A 22,671-nucleotide genomic window follows, 5' to 3' on the forward strand; every position below is an offset into this window, starting at 1 on the left:
GGTCGTCCGCCGCATCGAAGCCGAGGAGAAGACCTCGGGCGGCATCATCATCCCCGACACCGCCAAGGAAAAGCCGCAGGAAGGCGAAGTCGTCGCCGTCGGTCCGGGCGTCCGCGCCGAGGACGGCACGGTCACCGCGCTCGACGTCAAGGCCGGCGATCGGATTCTGTTCGGCAAATGGTCGGGCACCGAGGTGCGCATCGACGGCGAGGATTTGCTCATCATGAAGGAGAGCGACATCCTCGGGGTCATCGAGCAGGCCGAGGCGCTCAAGCAGGCGGCGTAACGCCCACTCATACAGCAACTGAAAGGACAGCAAGAAGGAGGTAAAAATGGCTGCCAAGGAAGTGAAATTTGCGTCGGACGCGCGTGATCGCATGCTGCGCGGCGTGGATACGCTTGCGAATGCAGTGAAGGTCACGCTGGGCCCCAAGGGCCGCAATGTCGTGATCGACAAAAGCTTTGGCGCGCCGCGCATCACCAAGGACGGCGTCACCGTCGCCAAGGAAATCGAGCTTGCCGACAAGTTCGAGAATATGGGCGCCCAAATGCTGCGCGAGGTCGCCTCGAAACAGAACGACAAGGCGGGCGACGGCACGACGACGGCGACCGTGCTTGCGCAGGCGATCGTCCGCGAAGGCTCGAAGGCGGTCGCTGCGGGGATGAACCCAATGGACGTCAAGCGCGGTATCGATCTTGCCGTGAACGCGGTGGTCAAGGACCTCGAGGCCCATGCGAAGAAGGTCGGCGCCAACAACGAGATCGCGCAGGTCGCGACGATCTCGGCGAACGGCGACGAGGAAGTCGGCCGCATCCTCGCCGAGGCGATGGACAAGGTCGGCAACGAGGGCGTGATCACCGTCGAGGAAGCCAAGAGCCTCGCGACCGAACTCGAGATGGTCGAGGGCATGCAGTTCGATCGCGGCTATCTGAGCCCCTATTTCATCACCAATGCGGAGAAGCTCAAGGTCGAGCTCGACGACCCCTCTATTCTCATCCACGAGAAGAAGCTCTCGAACCTGCAGGCGATGGTGCCGCTGCTCGAGGGCGTCGTGCAGTCGGGCAAGCCGCTGCTCATCATCGCCGAGGATGTCGAGGGCGACGCGCTCGCGACGCTCGTGGTCAACCGCCTGCGCGGCGGCCTCAAGGTCGCGGCGGTGAAGGCGCCGGGCTTCGGCGACCGCCGCAAGGCCATGCTCGAGGATATCGCGGTGCTCACCGGCGGCAATGTCGTCAGCGAGGAACTCGGCATCAAACTCGAGAATGTCACGATCAACATGCTCGGCCGCGCGAAGAAGGTCGTCATCGACAAGGATAATACGACCATCGTCGATGGCGCGGGCACCAAGGCCGACATCGACCGCCGCATCGCGCAGATCCGCCAGCAGGTCGAGACGACGACCAGCGACTATGACCGCGAGAAGCTGCAGGAGCGGCTCGCCAAGCTCGCGGGCGGCGTCGCGGTGATCCGCGTCGGCGGCGCGACCGAGGTCGAGGTCAAGGAGAAGAAGGACCGCGTCGACGACGCGCTCCACGCGACGCGCGCGGCGGTCGAGGAAGGCATCCTGCCCGGCGGCGGCATTGCGCTCCTTCGCTCGCTGAAGGCGCTCGAAGGCCTGAAGGCCGCGAACGACGACCAGCAGTCGGGCGTCGACATCGTCCGCCGCGCGCTCCGCGCCCCGGCGCGGCAGATCGCCGACAATGCCGGCGAGGATGGTGCGTGGATCGTTGGCAAGCTGCTCGAAAGCGACGATTACAACTGGGGCTTCAATGCCGCCACCGGCGAATATCAGGATCTCGTCAAGGCCGGCGTCATCGACCCCGCCAAGGTGGTGCGCACCGCGCTGCAGGATGCGGCCTCGGTCGCTTCGCTGCTCATCACCACCGAAGCGCTCGTCGCCGAACTGCCAAAGGAGGAGAAGGCCGCGCCGATGCCGGCGATGGACTTCTGACCAACCGGGGGCGGCGGGTCGCCGCCGCCCCCATCCGCCCGCAATCGACGACAATAGGGAGATTTTTGGAGACCAGCCATGTCCTTTCACGGTAGCCAAAGCGTTCGCAGCTGCTCGGCACAACTGAGGCTGCGACACGGGAAGGAGGCCGAACGCCTCGTCGCGCGACAAATCAAATGGGCCAACGGACGCGGCAACGACCGGGAAATCGCCTACTGGAATTCGGTGCTCGAAGAGCTCGCGACACGATCGTCCCGTCATTGAAGGCTTTAGTCGACCGTCCTGAGACCATAGGCTTTCCGTGTTACTCGACGGCGCCCCGGACGGCATCGAACCGGTAGCTACCGATCTTGCCTATTACACGCTTTGGGCAATGTTCCAGTTTTCTATCGCGGCTTAGGCTATTCGCGTGGCCTAGTCCGACAAGGCGACCTCGACGATCTTGCGCGCGTTGATGAGCCCCCGTGTCCAACACATCGAAGGGTGGGCGCATCTTGAATTCGCGATAATACCATATGGCCGGTTGCAGTCAGGCCGCTTTGGGGCACTTCGCGGCGAAGGCGGACAGCGCCAAGGGGGTGCTGTTCAATACGATCGAAGACGAAACCGGCATCGCCAATGCGATCCTCTGGCCCGACCGCTTCGAAATCTACCGAAGGCAGGTCATGGCTGCGTCAATGGTCGCGATCCGCGGCCGTCTTCAGAAGGAGGGCGAGGTCATTCACGTCATCGCCGACCGCATCGTCGATCATGACGCGATGCTCGGCAGCATCGGTCGGACCGGTTTCACGGTCGCGCCCGGGCGCGGTGACGGCGCCTCGAATGGCGGCGTCCCCGACAGCCGCGAGCCACTACCACAGCGCAGTCGCAATTTCCAATAGAACCACAATGAACAGATCGGCAGCGATCCGATTGAATTGCGCTGGCATCGAAATATGATCGAGGCAAGGAAGGGTACGAGAATGCGCAAGATCATCCTCACAATAGTCGCGTTCGGGACAGCGGCCGCTGCGCAAGCACAGGACGTCAGCGGAAGCGCCCGCGGAACCGACGGCGATACGCTCAACATGACGGGGATCGTGATTCGCCTCCACGGAATCGACGCCCCCGAATATAAGCAGACCTGCACGCGCGGTGGAGCAACCTGGACCTGCGGAAAGGAGGCCGCCGACAAACTTTCCATGCTTGTCGAAGGGAAGTCAGTCCGCTGCGAATATCGCGATACGGACGATTATGGCCGAACCGTCGCGACCTGCCGCATCGGCCAGACGGACTTATCGGCAGCGATGGTCGACGCCGGCCTCGCCGTCGCGCTCCCCAACTTCACAACCGCATATGTCACCAACGAAGCCCGCGCCCGTGACGGGCTCATCGGCATCTGGGGCAGCGAGTTCCAGTTGCCCGCCGACTACCGCAAGGCGAACCCGGTGCCACGCCTGACTCCGACGCCACCTCCGATAGCGCGCGCCCCGTCGCGCTCCACTGTACAGCCGAGCGGCGTCTATTACCGGAACTGCAAGGAGGCTTGGGCAGCAGGCACCGCGCCGTTACATCGCGGCGAGGCGGGCTATCGACCGGAAATGGATGGTGACGGCGACGGAGTAGCTTGCGAGCCATACCGCCCGCGCTGAAACCACCTGCCGCAAGTCGGCCAGCAAGGATGATCGAAGGCAGTGACGAAGCGCAAGCAGGAAAGCCGATTCGCGCGGCACCAGCGCCGCCGCGCCGACGAGGCGGCACGGCGCGAGGCCGCAACGAAGGCCCCGCCGCGCAGCGAGGCCGACATCCTCATCGAACTTCGTGAGACTTGCCGTACCCCGGGATTTGCGCATTTGGTCGCTCATCTCGTCGTCCGCGACGATTTCGTGATTTATCACGAGGAAGTCACGCCCGCCGACATGCAAAATCTTTACGGCTTCAGCCGTCTCAATCGTCCCGAAATCGCTACCCTGATCGGCTATATGATCCAAGACGGCGGAGACGCCTTGGCAGCGCCCCCAGCGAACCCCGCCGCGGTGCTCGCACGCGCCGAGGCACTCTTGAGCGAGTTGCAACACCGGCTCAACCTGCCTCCGACCGGCGCGCCGTCGCTCGAAGCGTATATCGAGATGCGCGAAACCGGCGAAGCGATGCGCGAGCCGATGTTCTACGGCGCGGAATCGGCATTCACCTTCCAGTATCGCGACCTCGCCGCCGAAAAATACCGGGCCGACAACGACTGGCTCGAAACCAACAAGCGGTTCACGATCGAAGACGCCTGCACCGCGGTCGATGCCATAGTCGCGCTGCAGGAGGAGCAGATCACCGCGCGCCTTGTCGAGACCAATCAGGCAGGCCGCGAAGACTGGTCGCTGCTGCAAGGCTTTATCTTAGATCGAGCCGCGATCGCGGTTCGCTGCGCCCTTCCGGATTCGAGCCTCGACGCCATTCTCGAGGCCTTTTCGACACCGATTGGCGGCAATGCGGACTTCTTGTCGATCCACGATCATAATCGGGCCGCAACCGCGCCATTGATTGCGCTCGGAGACAGAACCTATGCTCTGTTCCAGCAATATGCGTTGTTCGAGGCTCTCTACGAGGGACCATTCTTCTGGATGTTCGACGACAAGGCGTATTGCCGGACCGCCGGAATCCACCGTGGAGATTTTACTGAAACCTTTACCGAGCGCCGCCTTGCCGATGTCTTCGGCCCCTCACGGGTGCACCGCGGGCTACGTCTGTTCAAGGGCAAAGGCCGTGAGGTGGGCGAGATCGACATTCTGGTCGAGTTTGGAGGACGCCTTGTACTTGTCCAGGCGAAGTCGAAGCGCCTGACCCTCAAGGCGCGCAGCGGCGACGATGAGGCGTTGCGGACAAGTTTCGAGAGGGCCGTCCAGCAGGCGTACGATCAGGCCCTCGTCTGCGCCGAGGCGCTGGTCGATCCGGCGATCCGCGTCGTACGCAAGGATGGATCGCCCTTCGTGCTCGCGGCACCGCCGACGAAAATCTATCCCCTCTGCCTCGTGTCCGACCATTATCCGGCTCTAGTCGCGCAGACCGAACGCTTTCTGGTCCGGCGAACGGTCGCCGGTGTCGCCGAGCCGATCGTCACCGACATTTTCGCGCTCGATGCCCTCGCTGAGATGCTGGATCGTCCTCTTCGCTTTCTCGCCTATTGCGAGCTTCGCGACCGCTTCGGCGAGCGGCTGATATATTCGCATGAGATGGTCCTGCTTTCGGAGCATGTGAAGCGGAACCTGTGGGTCGACGATCAATATACCGGAATGCTCCTCGACGATAATATCGGCGCGGACATCGAGATCGCAATGACCGCGCGCCGCCGCGGGGTTCCGGGCGCGACAACGCCCAAGGGACCGCTGACAGCCTTTGCGGGAACGATCTTCGATGGGACCCTTGCGAGGATCGAGAGCGCGCCCGAGGCGGCGATGGTCGACCTCGGGCTTTTGCTGCTCGAGGCCAGTGGATCGTCGGTGCAGGCGTTCAATGCCGGCGCGACGACGATCACGCAACAGGTGCGCGCGGACGGCCGCCTGCATGATTTTAGCCTTTCACTCGGCGGTACGGGACTCACTGTCCACACAAGCCGGCTCGATCGTCAAACAGCGCGGACGCGGCTCGAAGTGCATGTTGAGGCCGCCAAATATCGCGAACGGTTCGCGCGTTGGTTCGGGGTTATTCTCGATCCCGACGACGGGCTTCCGGTCGCGGGGCTCTGCCTAGACTATCCTTGGACCTATGATGCGGGCGCGGCCGAACTCGCCCGGCATTTCCCGGGGAAGGCCCGTTCTGCTGACGTGCCCCGCGCCTTGCGTTCGAAAACACCCCGTCCGCGTACGCCCGCAGGTCGCAATGTGCCCTGTCGATGTGGGAGCGGTCGGAAAACCAAACATTGTTGCGGGCCGCTTTGACCCGCGCGTCAGACGCCGCGCGTCTTCCGGTAGGCTGGACGGCTCGAACGCGATAAGCGAGACACGATGATTACATTGCCCACCGCGCCGATCGATGTCTGGAATCCCCGGACCTATGATCCAGAACTGCAGGGCTTCCTCGCCGAGGCAAGCCCGCTGATCACCGATTATTGGCAGGAAGATCGACGACTTGATGCCGAGCGCGCCGCGGACGGGCATCGCGGAGCCCCCGTGCAAAACCGGTATGGCCCTGCCTATTCGCAGCTACGCGACTCTGCCGCCGTGCTGGTCGGAGAACGCCGTGTTCGAGCATATCACTATACGCGGCTGATCCCGCGCGAGGTCGAAGCGATCCGGCACGGCGGCATGCAGCCAATGACGATGGCCGCGATCAAAGCGCGGCTCGCCCTGCTCGTCGAAGAGGGCCTGATAGACGCAGCAACCGCCGAGGCGCTGTTCGCTTCGAGCTGTTATCACCAGCAGGTCGGCGGAAACCGGGAAAACCGCATCTGGCTGACGACGCACCCCTATCCCACCGACTATGACGGCGTTTCCGAACTGCTCGGCAAATGGGGCGGCGAGTCGGTCGCCTTCAACCATATCGAGGGACCGATGGGAGACACGCTCGCCGCGATCGGCACGCCGGCGATTGTCGAGGTCGACCTTCCACTTTGGACTACAACACGCGCCTTCTCCGTTGCAGGATGCATCCTCGATACGCAAGCGAAAGCACTTGGACTCAGCGAAGGCTGGGACAGCTCCGCCGATCTCGTAGCGGTCGAGCCGCTGGCACCCGACTGGATCCGTGCGATTCATCTCGAAGGCGAAGCAACCTATAAGGCGTTCGGACGCACCTATCCGGACGGAATCGAGGCTTGATCCCCGCCGCCTCCTGCCGGGCTAGTCCGCAGGAGGATTCTACAAGAATTTCTCAGCCACCTCGCGCTTGCCCTGCGGATCGGTGAACGAGATTTTTTCGCCCTTGGGTTCGTAGAAGCCCGACACGAAAAGTTCGTATTTTCCGATCTCGACGCGCACCGAATATTCGGTGCCGTCATCCCAGGTGTCGCGAAACGCGGCCTTGCAGGTTTCGCCGCGCATCTCGAACTCAAGCGTCGCGCTCTCGCGATCCCAGTTCCTGATTGCCGTCCGGATCAGCGTGTCGCCGATCGTGTGGAGCTTTTTCGGCGAGAGCATCGCGAGCGAGGATTCCTTGATCGGGCCGAACATGCCGCTGGCATTCATGGCCTCCAATATCTTGCGCATATGGACGCCCGTATGCTGGTTTACGAAGAGAGACGATCGAGAACCGTGCGGCGCTCCGAGAATGACTGACCGTACATTCCACCAGGTTTCGGCAACTTGGGCGCCCTGCGCTTCGCGCGCAGACTGCTGCACGAACCAAGCAAGGACATCGCGGCCTCTTATCGTGCCGTCGGCTTCCAGCGTGACAGTCAACGCTGCGACGACAACCGGGTAAGCGTTGTCGGCATAAAGTGGCGCGTCGAGACGGCGGGCATAAAGCCCCTCCACCGCGTTCACGGCCTTGACCAGCCGGTCGGCGACCTCTGACGAATAAGGACAGGTGACGAAGCCCCGGACGAACTCGCGCGTGTGATCCATGCCGGCATAGGTCTTGAGTTCCGACAGGCTCGACACATAGTCGGCGCCATGGCGCGGCGGCAAGGTCAGCAGCGGATGCCAGTCGGGATAATAGGCGACCGCATTGCCGAGATCCTCGATGAGTTGCTCGACCTGACGGCGACCGGCCGCCGGATCCTTCAGACTCTTGGTGAGATACGAAATGGCCTCCGCATTTTGCTGCGCGGCGACCGTCGGGGCTCGAAATTCCATAGACGTCAACCTTCACGTGTAGAAATAATATCACGTAACTACTATATTTCACGTGAACCGTCAATTAGACGTCTGCACCGGTTTCGCGATAGCCAGGAATACACATGTCGATCGAGCCGTGAAAAAGGGGAAATGCAATGGACTGGCCGCAATTGACGGGTGCGCTGATCGGCCTGGTGGGTGTTCCGCTAGGTATATTGATGGGCGAGATGTTGCGTCGACGACAGCGCGCGGAACAATTCGCAGCCGCAATCTTCGCCAAGCGCCTGGAGGCGTATGACACGCTCACGGCAATCCTCATCGAAAGCCACGGAATTGCAACGCATGTGATCAACGCGCCGGGCTTGTCGTCAGACGAACGCCACGATCTCATATCTATGGCGATCGCGCCTATCGCAGAACATACCACACGCAGCGTGCTCTACATCGACGAAGAGCTAGGCGCTCATTGCACGGCGCTATTCATGGGTGTCGAAGAGTTTCAGGATCAGCCCGACGAAGATAAAGAGGTGAGCATCAAACGGCTCAATCGGGAGTGGATCGAGACGCGCCGGATGATCCTAGAGGATTCGGGCGTCACCAAGGTCAATAAACTCTTCCGGGACATCAATCGCCCGCGGATCAGCTCGCCGGTCATCGAACGCATCAGGGAATTGAAACGCGAGCAAGGTTACCGCGGATGACGGCCTTCGCCTTCAAAACTGACGGCCGACGCGTACCCATAGGAACCCCGCTGCTCGATCAGTAACGGCGTTCTCGCCTCCATATCGGCGCATCTTCGTTAAGGCGCACCGCTATCCAGACCGCGCCGAGCGTAGTAAAGCCGCGCCATGTCGACCCTAGATCTAGAAAATCCCGATCCAAGCCCCGGTGACGCCCTGCGCGACGAGGCGGCGAACCTCCTGACCCCGCGCTATGGTCGGCCCCAGCGCGAATACCGGGCAATGGGGAAGAAGGTCGATCTCTTCTTCACGCGAAACGACCTCGGCAAGCCGGTTCGCATCTATGTCGAGGCCAAAGATTACAGCAGAAATCTGAGCCGAGCTGAAGCCGTTCATATCTGGGCGGACTATCAGGGAATTATAGAAGCGAACCGACCGGCGACTTTGTTGCTCGTCACGCGCGAAGGGCTGAGTGCGGACGCCCAATCCTACATTCTCGATGAGCGTCCCGAGATGCGGCATCAGACCATCTGGGAGCTGGAGAATGAGGCGCTCGGCCTCACCGAATATGTTCGGCACCAGCGGGAGCTGTTCGACCAGGACGGTCTCAGCAGCTATTATGTCGAAGGCAAGGCGCGCCGCGCGAACTACGGAACGAACGATACGCGTGAACTCGCCGAACAAGCGGTAGAACTGTTCGGCGAGATCGAGTCCTGGATCGCATCCGATGAAACCCGCCCGATCGCTATTCTCGGCGGATATGGCGCCGGCAAGTCCTCGCTCGCGAGGCGTCTTGTCGCGGCGCAGGCCGAGCGCGCATTGCGTGATCCGATCGCGCGCCGGCCCGTCCTCATCCCGCTCGGCAACCTCGCGCGCTTCTCGACGGTCGAAGGACTCCTCGGAGGCATGTTTTCGTCGGACTTTCCGGTCCAGCAAGGCTTTCAGGGCCGCAGCTTCTTCGAACTCAACCGAAAGGGCCGGATGCTAATCGTCCTCGACGGTTTCGACGAAATGAAGCATGCGATGAGCTGGTCCGATTTCCGATCGCAGGTGCACGACCTCAATCGGCTCACCGACGGGCAAGCCAAGGTCGTGCTGCTCGGCCGCCCAAGCGCATTCACATCGACTGACGAGCATTTCCATGTTTTGCGCGGCGTCAAACGCTTCGGGGAGGGTTGGCGTCGCCTGCCCGACTGGCCCGAATTTATCGAATATGATCTCGACGAGTTCACCGCCGCAGAACGCTCGCAATTCTTCCGCGGCTATCTGGGTTACCTGGTCAGCCGCTCGCCCGCACTTGGGCTCGACCAAGCGTGGATCGACGCCCGCGTTGACGAAGTGGAAAAGATCGCGGCGATCGAACCCGAGCTGTTCGGCAAGCCCGTCCATGCAAAGATCCTCACCGACCTCGCGTCCGACCCGGCCGTCGACCTCTCGCGGTTTGCCGAGGGCATGACGCGCTGGGGCCTGTATCAAATTTTCTTCTCTTCGCTCGCCGAACGGGAGGCCGACAAAGAGGTCCGCCGCCCTATCAACGAGGGCCAGCGTATTACCTTCCTGAGCGAGATCGCTTTCTGGCTGTGGACCAAGAAGGGCGGTGCAACCTCCTTTTCTGCATCCGACATTCCCGATGATCTCTTCGAAGCGTTGGCCCCCGGAGATTCCGCCGATCTCGACTCGCTCAAACGCGAATATCTGACTGGCTCGTTCCTCGAAAAGAAATCTGGCGACATCTATTACTTCGGCCACCGGTCGTTCGCAGAGTTTCTCGTGGCCGAGCGCATGGTACGACACCAGCCGAGTGAAGCCGATCAGCCCGTCTATTCGCGCCTCGTTCGCGACGGCGTCCTCGAGTTTCTTCGCGATGCTCCCGATCCCGACGTTTACCGTGGCTGGCTCGACACGATCGACCGTCCGCGCGGTCCCTTGCAGCTCGAATATTTCGCTTTCCTTGCCGACCGGCTTGGCGGCGCGGACGCGCTACGCGCGGAACTGCCGTCGACGTCGATCTGGCTGCAACTGCTTGAAATCTTCGGTGACCATATCGAACTACGCGAGGTGCTGACGCCGAAGATCGTCGCTGCCATGCGGACCGACGACAATCTCTTGTTCTTCCTCTTGCTGTCCCTGCTGCAAATCCAGGCGTCACTCTCCCGCATGCCCAAGCCCGAATGCGCGAAGCTGATCGCAGGCGCGCTGATCGAACGCCTGATGTCGCGCGCGGTCTATGACGAAACGTCGCGTAAGGCCGTTGTCGAGCCGGCTACCGACGATGCCCGTATGCTCGCGCACGGGGTTGTGGCAGAACTCGCCAATCTTCACTTCGATCGCGCTTTCAGTTTCCGCGGCAAGCGCCTCCTCGACGAGAAGGAACGGCGCCTCCGCCTCGCCGATACCGATATCGGCGTTCACGATTCAATTCAGCTCCTGGACTTGGCGGAAGAGTTTCAATTACCCTACAGCGACGTGCTCGCGTGCCTCGATGTCGAGACGCGGCGCTTCGCGCAAATCTACTTCGGCCACGCCAAGGATTTTCGGGACATCTTTACGCGGCAGGTCAAGCCTGCATCGCGGAAAATCGCAGTGCCGCGGAACTGATCCGGCTCACCTGACAGGATGCCCGATGCCGTTACGTCGCAAAGCCAAACCCGCACTTGTGAAATGGATGTCAGCTTTCAGACCAATCCAAGCATCCTCACAACGACTGACATCAGGCGCATTGAGGCCCGGCATCTCTTCAGTTTAAACTGGCCAGTTGCCGTCAAGCAGGTTTCCGGGACCCTTTATACTTGGCTGCCGTCTAAATCTTATCACGGTTTGGCAGGAGCCGCTACGCGATGTGGCCAACATACACAGCGCGTCGAAACTGGGCATTTACGGATTCGCGTCTAACGTCGGGATCATGAAGCACGGCCCGACAGATATGTGGAATGACGACAACGCCATCTACGACGATGGCGAGTGGATCACATGGACCGAAATCAGTTCCCATCTTGAACGGCTTGAATTCCAAGCGCGCTTCCCGAATCTCGACGTCGATCTGGTGCCGGTCTTCCAACGCCTGCTCGAAGCTGCTGCGGATTATCATGAACTCACCGGGCGCCATCTGCAGGTCTATGGTGACCTTGGCGAACTTTATGGCGCGATCACCTATGGCATCAAGCCGCACCGGATTTACGCGCAGGGCTCCGACGGCAAACTCGGGAATGACTTTGTCGAGGTGAAGACGATCACACCGTTCAAGACGACCGAGACCGTAACGCTCAACCTCAAGGGCAATTTCAGCAAGGTGCTGATCGTGAAGATCGACGCCAATTTCGAGGTCGAAGGCAAGCTTATCGATCGCAAAGCGCTGCCCAGGACAAAGCGCGATATGCTTTGCCTCGAGTGGGCGGACTTTCCATCCTCGCCGCACCGGGCGCCCGCCGCGCGATCCTGACCTCATTCACAGGACCGCGCTCTATCCGGCAGACGAACGACAAGCCGCATCGGCCAGAATCGAGGACAACAAAAAAGCCGATTGCACCAAACCGGAAGTAAACGCCCTCGCCGCCCGGTTGCCCGTCACCGATAGCTGTGCGAATTAGCCATGGGGGCAGAGGCACATGATCGATCGGGAAAATATCGTCCACGCGGCTGGCACTGCCGCCTATGGGGCGGACCGCCTGTGAAAACCTTCTCACAGCTCGATTTGATCGCTGCGCATAAATGGCGCCGTGCCACCTTCACGACCTATTCGTTCAGCGCGTCATTTACCGAGGCGGTGCTCGTCGAGGCGCTGCTTCGGCAGGGCGTGTCGGACATCACGATCCTCACCGATCCCCTCGGCTACCGCATGGCGCTCAAGGAACGCGGCGCCGTTCGCATCGGTCGCGAATACGCCGTTCATCCCGTGGCCGCGCGCGCCGGCTGCTTTCACCCTAAGCTCATGGTTCTCGAGTCCGATGACGCTACGCACGCGACCGTGGGGTCCGGCAATCTCACCTTCGGCGGCTGGTCGGCCAATCTCGAATGCCTTGATCATGTGCACGCCAATGGGATGGCACTGGCCATGAGCGATCTGGGCCGGTTTTTCACCGTGCTTGGCACCGCGCAGACCTGCGAGCACGACGCGCGCGCACTTTGCGAAGCGCTCGGCGCACGGCTGTCCGCGTCGGCAGCGGCAGGACGCGATGAGGGGAGCGTCCGTATCCTCAGCAGTACGGAGGCGCCGATCGCAGAGCAGCTTACCTCCGCGGCCAAAGCGCTCGGCGGCGCGCGCTCGCTCTCGATCGCATCCCCCTATTGGGACGCAGTGGCGATCGACGAGCTCGCCGACGCGCTCGGGGTAGCGCACGTCGAGGCGCATGTCCCTCGCACCCGCGTTCCCGCCCCGAAGGACATGGATTGGCCGCGGCGCTCGGCGATAGTCCGCCCGGTCGAGCTTACCAACCTCGTCGGCCAGGACGAAGTAAAGCGTGGTCTTCATGCCAAGATCATTGAGATCGGCTGCGCCGAGGGACGCCTCATCCTGTCGGGCAGCGCCAATGCGACCTCGGCGGGACTTCTTTACGGGGGCGCTGGCGTTCGCAATGTCGAGCTTTGCACATTGCGCATCGATCGCCGAACGGGCCATCGCTGGAAGTTCACAGCCGTGAAGCCGCCGCCGAAGCAAGCTGTGTCTTTGGAGGACGATGATGACGACGCCGCCGAGACAGGAATTTTGGTGGCGGCGCACACCGACGGTGGCATTCACGGACGTATATTGACGCCCTGGCGCACCGAGCAGGCGGCCGTCACGATGGAGCTTAACCGCCGTCCGATTGATCTCGGCACCGTGGCTATAAAGGATGGCAAATTCTCCATTCCGATGGAGAAGCTCGACCAGCAGGCCGAATTGTCGCTTGAGGGGCGCATTCAGCTCCGTCTAGTGTCGGGAGAAGGTATCGCCGAGGGTTTCGTAATCGCTCCAGACTTTGGCTCGATCAAATCGCGGGCGGGCAAGGCGCTACCGTCGATGCTGGCGGTCATGCGCGGCATGCAGACCCCCGAGCATGTTCTTGCGCTGATGGAGTTCGTGCGCACGAACCCCGAAATCCTGAACGTGGAGCCGATAATTGCCAGCCGGGCCACCGGTTCGCAGCAGAAGCGCCCCGATCCGCTCGTCGACGCGGCACGCGTCGGCACGGGCGAGCGCGGCGGCGACGAAGACCGCGGGGGTAGCGGGGACAGCGGCAGCGGCGATGCGGGTAAGGAAGAACGCGCATGGCGGCAGTTCGTCGCGCGTTTCCTGCGGAGCATGGCCACGGCGACACCTGCGGCCGAGGATGATGAAGACGAAGCCGATCGCAGCGAGCGCGCCCACAGACAGCGCGCTGCCGATGCGGCGGACAAGCTCAGCCTGCGTCTTCCCGAGCTGTTCCAGAAACTTGCGGCGCAGGTCGACAATGACGTGAAGCTCATGAACGTCGCGCGCATTGTCCGGTTCATTTGCGTAACGACCGAAGATCCGGCGACAGAGAGCCTACTGTCGCGCATCCTGCGGCTCGCGGAAGATATCGAGCTTGGCGGCGACGCGCGCGATATGATGGCGTGGTGCATCGCTTATCTTGCCGCGGGCGGCTCAGAATTCGATGCAGCAAAAGCCCGCGGGCGAATGTTGAAGCTCGGAATCGACCCCGATCGCTCACCTGACGATCAGTTGGCGCTTCCGGGGCTCGTCGATTTTATGGCGCCCGGCACAGATGCGCTCGACACGCTGAAGGCCATCCAGGCTGCACGGACGATTTATGACGATGTCCGCGCGCTCGAGGCCGCTCTTGGGGCGGGCCAATTTCCCGGAAGCCTCATGGCGCTTCCCCTTCATGAGATGTGGCCGCAACTGCTCGACCAGTGCCAGCGCGAATCGGGTAAGCGCCGTATCCAGTTCGTCGATCATCCGGTGAAAGCCTGCCGGCGCTGCAGCATCGCCATTCCTGAAGAGGAAGCCAATCGGTTACGAAGCACCGGCATTTGCGAAGCGCGTTGCCACGGCTTCATTCTGACGAGGAACCCCTGATGACATCGTCGCTCGCCGAATTTGAACAACTGAGTCGGAAGGCGAAGAGCTGCTTCATCGTCGATCCCGCAGGCGCCGGTCTCGGCGGCGTCGATCCGCTGGGCCTGAGGCAGATCAACTTCGACCTCATGAACGACGTGTTCCCCGGTCTGAACAATGTCGCCCGTTATATCCGGCCCTTCACGCTGGTGACGTGGGCATGGCGGCGAACGATCGCGCTTGCCCGCAAGTCCGGCGAGGCGCTGCCCGTTTCGTCGCACGAAGATTTCGTCGCTCGCATCGAGGTGGCCTTTGCCTGGTCGATGCTGCAGAAAGACGAAGTCGATGTCGATTTGCCCGGCAAGCAGGTCGTCTGGTCGCGGTGGGGGGCTGAGGATAAAATCCTGTTCGGCGATGCGGCCTGGACCGCATTTGTGAAGGCACGCCGCAATTCGACCGCGCTCACCGCCGCTATCAACTACGGCCCGGGCCTTCGCGCCTTCAGGCTGCTCGAAGACGACCGCAATTACGCGGGCACGCGCTTTCCCGGCGAGGCGACCGCCGAGCTGCTCGACGCGTTCGAAGCTCGGATCAAGCCGCTGCTCCGGCATGCGCTGTTTCGCGAACGCGGCCCCTGCACGCTAACCAGAAAGACCGCGAGGAGCTGGACCGCGACTTGGGACATGGAGAATCTTCTCGAAGAAGAAAAACGCGCCATGCGCGAGCGATTGATGGGCGCCCTGGCGCCGACCAAAAGACGCGGCGGCTTTGAACTCCTGACGCGCGCTGCAGATGATCAGCACGAGGAGGATGAAGGCGAAGGCGAACTCCGCCCGGCAATGCTCGAACTGGAAGATGCAAAAATCGCAGAGCCTGCGCTGCACTGGAAGCGTGTGCAGATGCGCCAGTCCTTCCGGCTGGGGCTGGAAGCGCTGTTCGAATGGATCATTGCCGAGATCGGCGGTGGGACGATGACCACCGAAGCCCTCGCCGCGTATATGCTCGAACGCGCGCCGCCAGAGGAAGGGCAGACCGCCCGGCCGTGGCTCGAGGCGCTTGCCGCCACCGCAGTATCACCCGTCGAAGCAATGGATGCGTTGCAGGCCAACTTTCCGAACGGTGCGACCTTCGTCCCGACCGCACTCGCCGCGATTGCGCTGCCCATGCTGGCAAACGCGTCTTTGCACGATCGATCGGAGCGACGCGAGCGGCTTCCGATTGCGCTTGCAGCCGCCGACCTGGACCGGATCGGTGATAATAGCCCGCAGCAATTCCTCAAGCATATGATCGAGAACTGGCTCATTGCGCAGCACACTTACTGGTCGGTGGGCCGCGGCCTCGCTGACGCACGTGCCGGGGCTAAGAAGATCATGAGGCTGCGGCTTGTTCTCGAGCCCGGCGGGTGGCGCGTTACCCGCGGCCGAGGAACGCGCGGTATGCCGCGCCCGACGCCGGACCGGCTGCGGACAGCGATCAGCCTTGCCCAGCAATGCGATCTGATATGACGCTCGTAAGCTCCAGGGCGTAAGGCCTTCCTATATAGGTCGCAACGACTTCGACGGACAGCAGGCGCGCCTCGCCCCCGCCAAAATCGGCAAGGATGAGGTCGGGAAGATTTTGCCGGCCTGCCGACATGGTCGAGTACAACATTTTTCAAATCCCGGGAGGCCCGACAAGCGATAAATAGCAATTTGCCTGCGCAACCGAAACGGGAATGGCAGGTTTCGGGCAGCCGCTTCGCGACCACCTAAGACTTGGATCGGGCGCAAAGTTGCCCTCTATGGTCGCGCCTTGGTGGGTTCGATTCTGATCGAGCAACCCACCGATCTCTTCCGTCGGTCAGCCTGTTTCCGGCACGCCTCGATCGCCTCTTCATTCAGGCCATAGATCCGAGACGACTGCGCCAGTGCGTTCCAGCGCTCGGGGTCCGCCGTCTGCATCAACCGAACTCCAGCCCCCCACATATCGCGGGAGAGAAGGTTGGCGGCACGTCGCTCGGGCCATTGCCAGCCTTCCGGCACTGTTTGATCGACAACCGACGGTATCGTGCACCCGGCGACGAACGCGAGGACTGTGGCGATCCCGGCACCGATAGCAACCCATCGATTCTGTTCGTCGCGCAGCCGCGCGGCGCCCAGCCTCTTTTCAAGCGAGCGCGTAATCTCGCCGAGCTGGTTCTGGGCGCTCTGCCATTTGTCGTGATCGTCGGATCGTACGCGTCCGCCCGCGAGCCGGAGCTGCTCTGCAAGCCGATCGGGAGTCAGTTGCAGGACCGGCTGGGCGGCGAGGTTATCGAGCGCCTCGCTCGTTTCCTCGAAGCTCTTTTCGATCTTCGCAAGATCCTCGCTATAGTCGCGGCCGACGAGTTCGTCCTGGCGATCGGCAAACCGGTCCACAGCCCTGGAGAGCGTGGAGATGCGCCCCGACAGCCGCGCGAAGGCCTGATCGAGAGCGAGCTCGTCCGCGGGGACCAGCTCGTCGCTGGTCTCTTCGGGGGCGTTTTGGGGTATATTGTCATCCATCATGAGAGGCTTACAGCCCAATGCCGAGCGAACGCGAGGGGCGGAGATGCTCCTGGAGCGCGTGAGACACGCTATTGCTCTCAAGCCGTTTCAGACCGAGCTCGTGGGTGCGTCCCCGAAGCAGCGACTCGAGCTGCGGATCGCGGTGCAGCGCTTTCGCCATGTCATTGAGCTGGGCGCCGACACGCTTGCTGCCGGCATAATCATGGTTGGCCTTATGATGCCGCAGCTCTTCACTGCGCGCCTGCCATTCGGCAACGAACCGGTCGGCGCGCGCCGGAGCATCGAGCCGGTAAGCCTTCTCGGCGCCCATCGCCGCGATCGCACGCGAGGTGCGCCCGCTCGCCGCTTCGTCGGCAAGGGCAGGCTCGCGTCGGAATGCCGAAGACAGATATTTCGAGCCGCCGGCCTGCAGTGCGTCGACGTCGCGCGCCGCGGTCTCGAGGGCATTCCGCTGATGACCAATGGGCGATAGCCCCTTCGCATGCATGGCGTCGATATTGCGCTGCGCGCGCGCATAGCGCTCGACCGCCCTGTCAAGAGAGCCCCGCTCCGATCCCGCATCGAGCGCCCGGGCACTGACGCGAAGCTTGCGCGGTGCCGCCTCGCACTTCTGTTCGGGACCTTTGCCCAGAGCCTCGGCGGACACGCTGCGTTTGAGCTTGACCCCGGCGAACATCGAGCGTTTCGGCTCGGCGGCCTTCACCGATTCCTGCCCCCGATAATCGCTCGCCATATCCTTGCCGCGCTCGCGGGACGCGGCGCGCACAAGCTGTTTCTGGTTCGCAAAATCGTCGCGACCATAATATAGATCGACCTGCTCGCGATGCCTGGACAGCGCGACGTAAGTCGAATGGCTGTCTACCCCCTGCGTCGCGAGTACCTGCACCCGGTCGACGGTCATACCCTGCGCCTTATGGATCGTCGCCGCGTAGCCATGATCGATATGAGCATAGTCCTTGACGTCGAACGCAACGCTGCGGCCATCATCGAGCATTACCGCCATGCGCATCGGACTCGCACTCTGTACGGTACCGAGCGAGCCGTTCTTGACCCCAAGGTCGCGCTCGTTCTTCAGGAACATGATGCGGTCACCCGCCGCAAAGCTCCGCTCGCCCCGCTCGACCGCGAGCGCGACGTCATTGCCAAGCGCTCCGCCGGCCTTCAGCCGCACGCGAACCGCCTCGTTGAGCTCTCGCACCTCGTCATTGGTGTGGGTGAGAATGATGCGGCTCGCATCCTGATGCGCCTGCCGGTCACGATCCCAGGCCTCGACGAGCTCACTCCGCGCCGCTTCGCGGGTATCGGCAGTATGGACGAAGCCGGCGTCCGCATAGCGCCCGATCGCTTCGCCCGTCCGCCCGGTAGCGAGCTCGCGGGTCGCCTCGCGCTGCCAGTCTTCCTGCTGGCGGCGGATGTCCATGATCTCGATGGCGCCATGACGCTCGGCCGTTGCGCGGAACGCCGCGCCAGCTTCGATCGCCTGCAGCTGCTGTGGATCGCCGACGAGCACGACCTTCGCACCTTGGCGCTCGGCTTCCGACACGACGCGTTCGAGCTGGCGTGTGCCGACCATCCCCGCCTCGTCGATCACAAGGATGTGTTTGTCGGTCAGCCGCTCGCGATCGTTCGCCCATTGATGTTCAAGGCTCGCCAAGGTTCGCGAGCCGATCCCCGAGCCATGTTCGAGGTTTTCCGCAGCGATACCCGACAGCGCCGCGCCCTGCACTTGGTAGCCCGCTGCTTCCCATACCTCTCGGGCCACGCCAAGCATCGCGCTCTTGCCGGTTCCGGCATAACCGATGACATTGCTGATCCCGCGTGCACCGGTGACATGCTCCAGCGCGCCGCGCTGCTCGGCGGACAGGTCAAGGCCACGCTCGGCCGCAAGCGTCAGCGCCCGTTCACGATGGCGCTCGACAACAGCATGATTGCGGCGCGCGTCGAGGGTGGCAGTCGCGCGTTCGAGCCGCTGCTCGGTCTCGATCATCGACCGCGACGTGAAACGGCTTTCGCCGCGCCCGTCCTCACCCAGCGCGACCAGATCGGGCGATGATTTGACCGCCGCCATCACCGCATCGAACTGATCCTTGCCGTCGCTGTGGCGATGCACGAACATCGCGAGGTCGCGGTTGGTGAAAGTTGCCTGTCGGTGCGTGATCGCGTCGAGCGCTATGCCCGGATCCGCGATGATCTTGTCGCCGTTCGACCGGGCGATCTCGATATGCTCGACGAGCCTGTCGGCCTCAAGTCCGTCGGCCGCCATGCGCGAGGCTGCGGGACCGATCTTGTGCTGCGGCTCGAGTTCGATCCCCTGCGCTTCCAAGGTGCGGTGATCGACGCGCGCGTCGATGTCGAGCGCGGCCAGACGCTCGTTCACATGATCCGCCCACGCCTCGCGCCAGTGGGTCAGCAGTTCGGTGCGATTCCAGTCGCGGACCTTGCCGCCGAACTCGGCGCTGCCATCCTCGTCGATCCGGATCTCGCGCATCGTCAACATGACATGCGCGTGAGGCCGCGCCAGCCCATCGGCACCGATATCCCAATGGACATTGAGGTCAGCGATCATGCCGCGGTCGACGAACTCGCGTTGGACAAAGTCGCGGGCAAGCTCGATCCCCTGTCCTTCGGTCATCTCGCGCGGGATCGCAAACTCGATTTCGCGAGCAAGCTGCGCGTCCTTGCGAAGCTCGGCCGCCTCGACATCGTTCCAGAGCCGTTCCCGCTCGCGCCACTGCTCGTCAGCGCCCTCGGGCAGCAGCACCTCACTGTGGACGACACCCGCTTTGTTCGAGAAATCATGGCTGCGACCGAGCCGCTCGTCGTGCAGCCGGTCGGCCGAACGATAGGCCGCGGCAGCGACAGCACTGCTGCCGGCGGCGCGGGAAATGACTTTTGCCGAGAAATGATAGATCGCCATGAGGGCTATCCATTTAGGGCAAAACGGGCACGTCGGCACGACGTATAAGCGCGCCCTCACACGATTTCATCGCGCTCTGGACCACAGCTTCTCACAAGATTTCAGCTACTTGAATGACGTTGAGACACGGCATAGCTGGTTCGTCCGCCCCACTTAAACGGAAGGACAGACGATGCGTAAACCGCGTGATTTCGACGCCGAGCTCCTAGCGCTCACCGACAAGGCAAGGGCGCTCAAGACGAAGAAGCAAGGCCAGCTCGGCGAGCTGGTTATAGCAACGGGCGCCGACGCGCTATCGATCGAGCAGCTGGCCGGTGCGCTGATTGATGCCGTCGGCGCGGACGCTGCGCGGAAGGAGGCGTGGCGCAAGAGCGGCGCGGCCTTCTTTCGCGGCGACGGCGCCCGCGCTCGCAAGGGCGTTGGCCGCGACGCGAACGGCGCATCGCCGGACGGTGCAGGCCCGCAACCGCCTTCAGGCGAAGCGGGCGCGGCATGATACGCGCGAGTGGCAGGTGAAGCGCCGCGAGCGCACGCGCCAACTGATCGAGCTGGGCGGCCTCGTCGCCAAGGCCGATCTCGTCGAGCTTACCGGTGACGATCGCGCGGTGATCCTCGGGTTGCTTGTCGAAGCCGCCGCAACGATACGCGGCGAAGCGCGCGAACAGCAATTGCTGCTATGGCGCCGCCGGGGGCGGCGCGCGTTCACGGACGCGATCAGTGCCGGGTGAAGTGGATCATCGACCAATTATAGCCAAGCGCGCGAACGCGCGCTTCGAGCTCGCCCAGAAGCACGGCACCGGGCTTGGCGTTGCGGGTCAGCACCCAAAGGTAGCGGCCTGATGGCTCGCCGACGATCGACCATTCATAATTGTCGCCATGGTCGAGCACCCAGTAGTTGCCGTAGAAGGGACCGAAGAAGGACACCTTCAATTTTGCGTTCGTCGCCTTGTCCTCGATCTTGGCCTTGCCGACCGATTTGCGGAGCTTGCCATTGGGGCCACGCTTGCGGCCCTGATTGACGACGCGAACACTGCCGTCGCGGTTCAGCGAATAATCCGCCGTCACGGCTTCGAGTCCCTCCTCGAACGACGCATCGTAACGATATTGCTCGTACCAGCGCCCCATATATCGACTGAGGTCGACCGCCTTGGCGGGCTCGGGCACCGCGTAGTTCCCCACCGGGCCGGGACGCGGATAATATCTCCAGATAAAATAGCCGATCGGCGCGGCCAGAGCGGTTGCCGCGCCGGCGGCAAGAACGGGTTTCTTCATGGATACTCCGTGGAATGTTGGTCCACGGTTTTACGCACGGCGGCGAGGTTCGTTGCCGCGCCAAGGGCGCGGCCAACCGACACGCTATTTCGTCTTGGCGCGACCGCGCGCGGCAGGCTTACGGCCGCCGCCGCGGCCTTTCGTGCCGAGACCGATCTGCTTCGCCAGTTCGCGGCGCTTTTCGGCATAGTTTGGCGCGACCATTGGATAGTCCTTCGGCAGGTTCCACTTCGCCCGATACTCCTCGGGCGTCATGCCGAAGTTGGTCATCAGATAGCGGCGCATCATGGTGAGCTTTTTGCCGTCTTCGAGGCAGACGATATAGTCTGGTTTAACCGACGCGCGGACCGACACGGCAGGCTGCTGAGGCTCGGGTTCGGGCCCGGCCTTTGAAGACAGGCCGGACAGCGCTTCGTGCACCGACCGGATGACGAGCGGGATATCCGTTATGGCGACGCTGTTGTTGCTGACATGCGCGGCAACAATATCGGCAGTCAGCGTTACCAGCGTTTCCGTATCTTCCACGTCATTTCCTTTCGAAGGCAAGGCGAGAATTTGGTTGCGCCCCTAACACGACCCTTCGCTTCGGACAAATAGAGTGGTCTTATTCGGGCGGCTGTCGCCCAGCCGTGCTGCGAAGCTGTTCGAGCCGCTCCGAACAAATGGCATGCACGACCCGCCCGAGTTCTTCGACGCGCGCCCCAAGCCAGCGCAATTCCTCCTCAGTGATGCGGTAATGTTTCGAATAGCGCGCCTTTACATAAGCCTCCTTGAGCTTCTCGAAATGCCTGCGATCCGATTTCAATTCGCGCGGCCAGACATCGACGAGACGCATGTCGAGACGCTCGGCTTGGGTACGCAGAAAGCCCAGATTGTGGACGTGCGGCGTATAGAAGGTGCAGACCAGAAGAACGCCGTGATATAGGCTCTCCGTCCCCTGATGCAGAAGGAACGCCGCTTTCTTCCAGTCTCGTTCTTCCAAATAGAAGCGGTACCCTTTTAGGAAACTCGCCGCGCCGGGTACCCACTCATCAAAATACTCCTGCGCCATGTTGAGCGCCTCGTCGGGCGTCTTCGGCTTCGGCTTGTGCAATTCCTTGTCATCGAATTCGTAGAGCGCGACGCCGTCCCTCGCGATATCCATAAAGAAATAGCGGCCATGCGCGAGCCCGTCGTTCACTTCCTGCATGGTGTGGATAATGAGGTTCACGGGCGTGTGCAGCGTCTTGTCGATCGCCAGCTCGCGGTCCAAGCGATCCTCGATCTTGGGCCAAAACTCGACCTTGTCGGTGAGGCGCTTGTCGCTAACAATAATGAGCAGATCGAAGTCGGAACGATAGCCCTTGGCGGTGTGCGGCTCGTCGACCCAGCCGCCGCGCGCATAGCTGCCGTACAGGATGATCTTGTCGATCCGGCCCTTCTTCTTCCAGCTCATCGTCGCGAGCGCGATGTTGTCGGCAAATTCCTCAAAAATGATCTGCTTCACGCGCTCGAGTTCGCGCTGTTTGTTCGCGGGCAGATGATCGAGATCGGTTCTCATTGTTATCACCCTGTAATTGCGAAGG

At 62.3% G+C, this 22,671-nt stretch carries 18 protein-coding genes and 1 pseudogene; 13 read left to right on the top strand and 6 right to left on the bottom strand.

The features are described 5' to 3' along the window. The 6 genes and pseudogenes from ACTJI5_RS05000 to ACTJI5_RS05025 form a co-directional block, all read left to right on the top strand. Positions 1 to 286: co-chaperone GroES (locus ACTJI5_RS05000; RefSeq protein WP_440859558.1), on the top strand; the 286-nt coding region annotated here is incomplete at its 5' end. A 46-nt stretch (positions 287 to 332) separates the two neighbouring features. Next, entirely contained in the window at positions 333 to 1,952 is a 1,620-nt protein-coding gene (gene groL, locus ACTJI5_RS05005; RefSeq protein WP_440859559.1) for a chaperonin GroEL, read from the top strand. 557 nt (positions 1,953 to 2,509) lie between these two features. Then, positions 2,510 to 2,800: pseudogene (locus tag ACTJI5_RS05010) on the top strand (OB-fold nucleic acid binding domain-containing protein); the annotation flags it as partial. 114 nt (positions 2,801 to 2,914) lie between these two features. After that, on the top strand, positions 2,915 to 3,583 hold the full coding sequence (locus ACTJI5_RS05015) for a thermonuclease family protein (RefSeq protein ID WP_440859560.1): 669 nt from the start codon (positions 2,915 to 2,917) through the stop codon (positions 3,581 to 3,583). A 42-nt stretch (positions 3,584 to 3,625) separates the two neighbouring features. Then, a complete protein-coding gene (locus tag ACTJI5_RS05020) occupies positions 3,626 to 5,860 on the top strand; it encodes a YecA family protein (RefSeq protein WP_440859561.1) in 2,235 nt (744 codons plus the stop codon). A gap of 66 nt (positions 5,861 to 5,926) precedes the next feature. Next, positions 5,927 to 6,739, top strand: a complete 813-nt coding sequence (locus ACTJI5_RS05025) for a hypothetical protein (protein ID WP_440859562.1) — start codon at positions 5,927 to 5,929, stop codon at positions 6,737 to 6,739. A 39-nt stretch (positions 6,740 to 6,778) separates the two neighbouring features. Here ACTJI5_RS05025 and ACTJI5_RS05030 read toward each other — a convergent pair whose 3' ends face one another. Beyond that, complete coding sequence (locus tag ACTJI5_RS05030) at positions 6,779 to 7,714, bottom strand: hypothetical protein (protein WP_440859563.1); 936 nt, start codon at positions 7,712 to 7,714, stop codon at positions 6,779 to 6,781. Between the two features lie 137 nt (positions 7,715 to 7,851). On the opposite strand from ACTJI5_RS05030, the gene ACTJI5_RS05035 reads away from it, so the two are divergent. From ACTJI5_RS05035 to ACTJI5_RS05055, 5 genes are all read left to right on the top strand, one after another. Further along, complete coding sequence (locus ACTJI5_RS05035; protein ID WP_440859564.1) at positions 7,852 to 8,397, top strand: hypothetical protein; 546 nt, start codon at positions 7,852 to 7,854, stop codon at positions 8,395 to 8,397. 147 nt (positions 8,398 to 8,544) lie between these two features. Continuing rightward, complete coding sequence (locus tag ACTJI5_RS05040; protein WP_440859565.1) at positions 8,545 to 10,974, top strand: NACHT domain-containing protein; 2,430 nt, start codon at positions 8,545 to 8,547, stop codon at positions 10,972 to 10,974. A gap of 241 nt (positions 10,975 to 11,215) precedes the next feature. After that, a complete protein-coding gene (locus ACTJI5_RS05045) occupies positions 11,216 to 11,815 on the top strand; it encodes a hypothetical protein (protein WP_440859566.1) in 600 nt (199 codons plus the stop codon). 228 nt (positions 11,816 to 12,043) lie between these two features. Continuing rightward, positions 12,044 to 14,413, top strand: a complete 2,370-nt coding sequence (locus tag ACTJI5_RS05050; protein ID WP_440859567.1) for a hypothetical protein — start codon at positions 12,044 to 12,046, stop codon at positions 14,411 to 14,413. Then, on the top strand, positions 14,368 to 15,897 hold the full coding sequence (locus ACTJI5_RS05055; RefSeq protein ID WP_440859568.1) for a hypothetical protein: 1,530 nt from the start codon (positions 14,368 to 14,370) through the stop codon (positions 15,895 to 15,897). The genes ACTJI5_RS05050 and ACTJI5_RS05055 overlap by 46 nt, the downstream gene beginning before the upstream one ends. Positions 15,898 to 16,170: 273 nt before the next feature. Here ACTJI5_RS05055 and ACTJI5_RS05060 read toward each other — a convergent pair whose 3' ends face one another. Next, positions 16,171 to 16,917, bottom strand: coding sequence for a DUF6118 family protein (locus ACTJI5_RS05060; RefSeq protein WP_440859569.1), 747 nt, complete (start codon positions 16,915 to 16,917; stop codon positions 16,171 to 16,173). A gap of 7 nt (positions 16,918 to 16,924) precedes the next feature. Further along, positions 16,925 to 19,834 carry a Ti-type conjugative transfer relaxase TraA gene (traA, locus tag ACTJI5_RS05065; RefSeq protein ID WP_440859570.1) on the bottom strand — a complete coding sequence of 970 codons (2,910 nt, stop codon included), beginning with the start codon at positions 19,832 to 19,834 and terminating at the stop codon, positions 16,925 to 16,927. A 172-nt stretch (positions 19,835 to 20,006) separates the two neighbouring features. On the opposite strand from traA, the gene ACTJI5_RS05070 reads away from it, so the two are divergent. Together ACTJI5_RS05070 and ACTJI5_RS05075 are read left to right on the top strand one after the other, a co-directional pair. Continuing rightward, positions 20,007 to 20,330, top strand: coding sequence for a conjugal transfer protein TraD (locus tag ACTJI5_RS05070; RefSeq protein ID WP_440859571.1), 324 nt, complete (start codon positions 20,007 to 20,009; stop codon positions 20,328 to 20,330). Between the two features lie 16 nt (positions 20,331 to 20,346). Further along, positions 20,347 to 20,562, top strand: a complete 216-nt coding sequence (locus tag ACTJI5_RS05075; RefSeq protein WP_440859572.1) for a conjugal transfer protein TraD — start codon at positions 20,347 to 20,349, stop codon at positions 20,560 to 20,562. On the opposite strand, the gene ACTJI5_RS05080 is transcribed toward ACTJI5_RS05075, so the two are convergent. The 3 genes from ACTJI5_RS05080 to ACTJI5_RS05090 form a co-directional block, all read right to left on the bottom strand. Further along, a complete protein-coding gene (locus ACTJI5_RS05080) occupies positions 20,549 to 21,106 on the bottom strand; it encodes a lipocalin family protein (protein WP_440859573.1) in 558 nt (185 codons plus the stop codon). The two genes, ACTJI5_RS05075 and ACTJI5_RS05080, sit on opposite strands and share 14 nt — an antisense overlap. 84 nt (positions 21,107 to 21,190) lie before the next feature. Next, positions 21,191 to 21,631, bottom strand: a complete 441-nt coding sequence (locus ACTJI5_RS05085) for a MucR family transcriptional regulator (RefSeq protein WP_440859574.1) — start codon at positions 21,629 to 21,631, stop codon at positions 21,191 to 21,193. Positions 21,632 to 21,710: 79 nt separating this feature from the next. Beyond that, a complete protein-coding gene (locus tag ACTJI5_RS05090) occupies positions 21,711 to 22,646 on the bottom strand; it encodes a HEPN domain-containing protein (protein WP_440859830.1) in 936 nt (311 codons plus the stop codon). Positions 22,647 to 22,671 lie beyond the last annotated feature (25 nt).

Source organism: Sphingopyxis sp. 22461 (assembly GCF_052044915.1).
GTDB lineage: Bacteria > Pseudomonadota > Alphaproteobacteria > Sphingomonadales > Sphingomonadaceae > Sphingopyxis.

What these genes read in the sequence shown, in the direction of transcription:
- ACTJI5_RS05090 (WP_440859830.1), bottom strand. Translation starts at nt 22,646, where the DNA reads ATGAGAACCGATCTCGATCATCTGCCCGCGAACAAACAGCGCGAACTC.
- ACTJI5_RS05040 (WP_440859565.1), top strand. Translation starts at nt 8,545, where the DNA reads ATGTCGACCCTAGATCTAGAAAATCCCGATCCAAGCCCCGGTGACGCC.
- ACTJI5_RS05035 (WP_440859564.1), top strand. Translation starts at nt 7,852, where the DNA reads ATGGACTGGCCGCAATTGACGGGTGCGCTGATCGGCCTGGTGGGTGTT.
- ACTJI5_RS05015 (WP_440859560.1), top strand. Translation starts at nt 2,915, where the DNA reads ATGCGCAAGATCATCCTCACAATAGTCGCGTTCGGGACAGCGGCCGCT.
- ACTJI5_RS05025 (WP_440859562.1), top strand. Translation starts at nt 5,927, where the DNA reads ATGATTACATTGCCCACCGCGCCGATCGATGTCTGGAATCCCCGGACC.
- groL (WP_440859559.1), top strand. Translation starts at nt 333, where the DNA reads ATGGCTGCCAAGGAAGTGAAATTTGCGTCGGACGCGCGTGATCGCATG.
- ACTJI5_RS05030 (WP_440859563.1), bottom strand. Translation starts at nt 7,714, where the DNA reads ATGGAATTTCGAGCCCCGACGGTCGCCGCGCAGCAAAATGCGGAGGCC.
- ACTJI5_RS05080 (WP_440859573.1), bottom strand. Translation starts at nt 21,106, where the DNA reads ATGAAGAAACCCGTTCTTGCCGCCGGCGCGGCAACCGCTCTGGCCGCG.
- traA (WP_440859570.1), bottom strand. Translation starts at nt 19,834, where the DNA reads ATGGCGATCTATCATTTCTCGGCAAAAGTCATTTCCCGCGCCGCCGGC.
- ACTJI5_RS05060 (WP_440859569.1), bottom strand. Translation starts at nt 16,917, where the DNA reads ATGATGGATGACAATATACCCCAAAACGCCCCCGAAGAGACCAGCGAC.
- ACTJI5_RS05070 (WP_440859571.1), top strand. Translation starts at nt 20,007, where the DNA reads ATGCGTAAACCGCGTGATTTCGACGCCGAGCTCCTAGCGCTCACCGAC.